This window comes from Gammaproteobacteria bacterium, assembly GCA_011375345.1.
Classification (GTDB): Bacteria; Pseudomonadota; Gammaproteobacteria; order DRLM01; family DRLM01; genus DRLM01.
This window is the reverse complement of sequence record DRLM01000100.1, coordinates 1-4,143: the sequence shown is the minus strand read 5'-3', so window position 1 is coordinate 4,143 and position 4,143 is coordinate 1. Positions and strand designations below refer to the sequence as shown.

General features: G+C 64.3%; 6 protein-coding genes. 3 read left to right on the top strand and 3 right to left on the bottom strand.

Annotated features, from left to right (window positions below; genetic code table 11):
- The 3 genes from ENJ19_07560 to ENJ19_07550 form a co-directional block, all read right to left on the bottom strand.
- A partial coding sequence (locus tag ENJ19_07560) for a hypothetical protein (protein ID HHM05584.1) occupies nucleotides 1–315 on the bottom strand: 315 nt, incomplete at its 3' end.
- Between the two features lie 88 nt (nucleotides 316–403).
- On the bottom strand, nucleotides 404–1,621 hold the full coding sequence (rocD, locus tag ENJ19_07555; protein ID HHM05583.1) for an ornithine--oxo-acid transaminase: 1,218 nt from the start codon (nucleotides 1,619–1,621) through the stop codon (nucleotides 404–406).
- Entirely contained in the window at nucleotides 1,618–2,481 is an 864-nt protein-coding gene (locus tag ENJ19_07550) for an arginase (GenBank protein HHM05582.1), read from the bottom strand. Before ENJ19_07550 ends, rocD begins: the two co-directional genes overlap by 4 nt.
- A 146-nt stretch (nucleotides 2,482–2,627) precedes the next feature.
- Here ENJ19_07550 and ENJ19_07545 point away from each other — a divergent pair, with 146 nt between their 5' ends.
- From ENJ19_07545 to ENJ19_07535, 3 genes are all read left to right on the top strand, one after another.
- Nucleotides 2,628–2,906, top strand: a complete 279-nt coding sequence (locus ENJ19_07545; protein ID HHM05581.1) for a hypothetical protein — start codon at nucleotides 2,628–2,630, stop codon at nucleotides 2,904–2,906.
- A gap of 5 nt (nucleotides 2,907–2,911) precedes the next feature.
- Nucleotides 2,912–3,451: an NUDIX domain-containing protein gene (locus ENJ19_07540; GenBank protein ID HHM05580.1), complete on the top strand. Its 540-nt coding sequence runs from the start codon at nucleotides 2,912–2,914 to the stop codon at nucleotides 3,449–3,451.
- An 83-nt stretch (nucleotides 3,452–3,534) separates the two neighbouring features.
- Nucleotides 3,535–4,143, top strand: a 609-nt coding sequence (locus ENJ19_07535; GenBank protein HHM05579.1) for a YqgE/AlgH family protein, incomplete at its 3' end; no start/stop codon positions are given.

Here is a 4,143-nt window from a genome sequence, read left to right as displayed (position 1 = left end):
GGCATTGACAGGATTGAGGCGCACGCCGACGCGGTAGTTTTCATACGCCCGCAAACTCACGCCGACCCGGTCATCACGCTCGCACCACATCACCGTGCCGCTTAACTCGGTGCGCCAGTCGGGACTGGTATAACGCAGCTTCACTTCACTGCCACGTTTGACTTTTGAGGGCAAATCCAGACCCACGCCGGAAACACAAACGTCATTGGCGCGCACGTAGTGATATTCCTGATCGCCATTGATCAAGTGGAAGATGCCACGCGCATAATATTTCGGAATGGGCAGGCGCGTGTGTTGGCGTAAGTCCTTAAACATGGTTCAACCTCCTTGGCGTCAAACACAGTGCCGGAGGACGGTGACGGCTATCCGTCGCGCTCATCGGCGAGAGCGAATTGAGCAAGCCCTATGCCACCCGTTCTTGGTCACGCAAGACTGCGCTGATGTGCGACAGGGCCTCGTCGATTTGCCCCCGGGTGATGATCAATGGCGGGGCGAAGCGCACTACCGTGTTGTGGGTCTCTTTGCTTAACACCCCGCGCGCCATCAGGGCCCGGCACACCTGCCGGGCGGTGTGTGGACCGGGACGCATTTCCATGCCCAGCAACAAGCCGCGACCGCGCACTTGCGTCACGCAGGGGCTGTCTATCCCCCGCAAGGCCGTCAAAAAATAGTCTCCCAGTTCAGCGGCGCGCTCTGCCAGTTTGTCTTCCACCAGCACGTTCAGCGCCTCCAGGGCCACGGCCGCGGCCAGGGGATTACCGCCGAAAGTGCTGCCGTGGTCGCCGGGCTCGAACACCTCCATCACCTCGCGGCGGGCAAGAAAGGCGGATACCGGCAGCAGGCCGCCTCCCAAGGCCTTTCCCAGCACCAGACCGTCAGGCTGGACACCGGCCTGCTGCGAAGCCAGCAGGGCGCCGGTACGGCCCAGTCCCGTTTGGATTTCGTCGCAAATCAACAGCACGTTTCGTTCCCGGCAAAGGCGCGCGCACTGCGCCAGATAATCCGCCGGCGGAACCACGATGCCGCCCTCCCCCTGGATGGGCTCCACGATAAATGCCGCGGTGTTGGGGGTGATGGCGGCCTCCAGGGCGGCCACGTCGCCGTAAGGCACTCGTTTGAAGCCAGGGGGGAAGGGGCCGAAACCGTGCCGGTACTGGTCCTCCGAAGACATGGCCACCACGGCGATGGTACGGCCGTGAAAATTGCCGTCGCAGGCTATGACCTCAGCCTTGTTCTCCGTCACACCTTTTACAGTATAGGCCCATTTTCGCGCCGCCTTGAGGGCCGTCTCCACCGCCTCGGCACCGGTGTTCATGGGCAGGGCCATATCCATGGCCGTGAGTTGGCACAGGCGCTGGAGAAAGGGTGCCAGGCGGTCGCTGTAAAAGGCGCGGGACACCACGGCCAGGCGCGCCGCCTGCGCGGTGAGGGCGCGCACCAGGCGGGGATGACAATGACCGTGACTCACGGCGGAATAGGCGCTCATCATGTCCAGATAGCGCCGCCCCTGTTCGTCCCAGACATAAGGACCTTCGCCCCGGCTCAGCACCACGGGCAGCGGCGCGTAATTGTGAGCGCAGTAAAATTCTTCCAACCCGATAATGTCAGCCGGGCTCTTCATGACCGTCCTCCCCGGCAACAGGCGTGTATCATTCGAACCAATAACTTCAGGGTGAGTTCACCGCGATCGCGGTGGGGATTGTATTCGCTCATTTCCACCGCCAGCAGGCGGGGGTCGGCAGCGCGATCACCCAGCCAGTCCAGCAGTGCCCTGGCCGATAATCCGCTGCCCACGGGGGTGCCCACGCCGGGCGCTTCGCTGGGGTCGATGGCATCCAGATCAATGCTGATGCCGTAACCCGCCGTGCCCCGGGCGACCCGCGTCTCCAGCTCCGGCCACAGCGCCTCCCAACCCCGCTGGCGCAACTCCCGGGCGAACACCACTTTCACTCCCAGCCGCGACAGCAAGGCGGCTTCCTCCGGCTCATAGCTGCGCACGCCCACCACACACACGTGTTCCGCCTGCAAGACCGGGGCGGAACCCGCAAGGGTGGTCAGGTCAGTCTCTCCAAAACCCAGCAAGACCGCCAGAGGCATGCCGTGCAGCGCGCCGCTGGGGCTGGTGGCCGGGGTGTGGGCGTCCATGTGAGCATCCACCCAGATCAACCCCAACGGTGCACCATCCAGAGCGGCGTGCACCCCGGCCCAGGTGCCCACGGCGCAGGAATGATCGCCCCCCACCACGACGGGGCGGGCACCACCCCGCACCAGGCCCGCCGCACGGGCCGCCAAGGTTCGGCACAAGCCGGCAAGCGCCGCCCGGGGGGCGTCTGCCGGCAGCGGGCGCAACACCTCCAGGCAGCCCTTGCGGCTTAGCGCCGCCAGCAAGGGGGATTCACACAGCGCCACGGGGCCGTCGGCACAAGCCCCGTCCGGCGCGCCCAGGCCGGAAGCCACGCCGATGAGAGCCGGTTCGCTCATGGATGTCTCCTGCAAGGATTCACCTCATCTTTATCGACCGCGAAAAACGGTTTCTGCAATAACACAGTGTGCGCTTGGTGTTCGGCTTGGTTTTGATGGGGCTGTGATATATTGAAGAACACGATTAGAGAGAGCATCCCCTGGCCTTGACGACTGCCGTTGCACCCATTGCCATACCCTTGTGCCGCGCCGATGCGGTGGTGATGGGCGGCGCCCGCGGGTTTCTTGGCAGCGGGCGGGATCCCGGCATCGTGGTCCTGCGTCAGGGGCTGGCTTATGTCGGCTGCCGCAATCAATGCCCCCACACCGGCGCGTCCCTCGACTGGCTGCCCCGGCAATTTTTGCCTTCGGACCGGCGGTATCTTCAGTGCGCCCTCCGTGGCGCCCTGTTCCATTTCACCAAGTCCCCGGTGTCCACCCGTTAAGCGCCATGCATCGAACGCCTCTGCTTGATCTGCTGCACGCTTATCAGCCCCATGACAGAGATGAGCGTGCCATGTACAAAATGTTACGCCAATTCGTAGAGACCGAGCCCCGCTGTTTCGAGCGCGGCCTGCTCAGTGGTCACGTCACCGGTTCCTCCTGGATCGTGGACCGCGAACGGCAACACGTATTGCTCACCCACCATCGCAAGCTGAACCGCTGGCTGCAGCTGGGCGGTCATGCCGATGGCGATCCCGACATCCACCGGGTGGCCCTGCGCGAAGCACGGGAGGAGTCGGGGCTGGGTGAACTGCGGCCCGTCACGGAAGGCCTCTTCGATGTGGACGTGCACGCCATTCCCGCCCGGGGGGACGAACCGCGCCATCTCCACTACGATGTGCGTGTGCTGTTGGAAGCCGACCGTGGCGCGCCGCTGGTGATCAGCGAGGAATCCCATGATCTGGCCTGGGTGGCGCTGGAAGACGTGGCGCGGCTGGGGGCGGATTCGTCGGTGCTGCGCATGGTGGAAAAAACCAGGGCGGTCTGAAAGGCTGACGCCACCCCGTTTGCACCTCCCGCGGGCCTGCCTGCTATAGTTGTTTCAACGGTCCCCTTACCTAGAATATAAGGATGACAAGCATGCCCGCACTCATCTCTTTGTGCTCGTGGCGGCTGTTGTTTCCCTGCTGCCTGCTGACTGTGGCTGCGCTTTGGCTTCCCCCCGTGTCCGCCACAAACACCGCTCCCGGGGTACAGGCTCCCTTGCAACGTGGTGTTGTGTTGCTGGCCAGGGCCAGGCTGCCGGACCCACGTTTTCGTGACACGGTGATACTGCTCACCCATTACGACCAACACGGCGCCATGGGCTTCATCGTCAACCGGCCCACACCCATGCGGCTGAGCCACGTGGTGCCGGGATTGGCGAAGCAGTCCCTCCGTCGCCAGGTTCTGCATTTCGGCGGTCCCGTGGGCATGGACCATGTCTTCGTACTGGTACAAAGCCGCCGCAGTCATGGCATGGCACACGTCAGCGGCGAAGTCTACGTGGGCCAGGGCATGCAAGCCTTGCGTCATATCGCCGCCAGCCTGGAGGAGGACGAACAGGTGCGTGCCTACGCCGGTTATGCCGGCTGGGGCGCGGGGCAGCTGGAAGCGGAAGTGGCGCGCGGTGACTGGCTGGCACTGCCGGCCGGCAGTGCCGATGTGTTTACCCGCGAGCCCGGTCAGTTGTGGCGGCGC

Excerpts from the sequence above, each read along its gene's own strand:
- rocD (HHM05583.1), bottom strand. The coding sequence starts at position 1,621 with ATGAAGAGCCCGGCTGACATTATCGGGTTGGAAGAATTTTACTGCGCT.
- ENJ19_07550 (HHM05582.1), bottom strand. The coding sequence starts at position 2,481 with ATGAGCGAACCGGCTCTCATCGGCGTGGCTTCCGGCCTGGGCGCGCCG.
- ENJ19_07540 (HHM05580.1), top strand. The coding sequence starts at position 2,912 with ATGCATCGAACGCCTCTGCTTGATCTGCTGCACGCTTATCAGCCCCAT.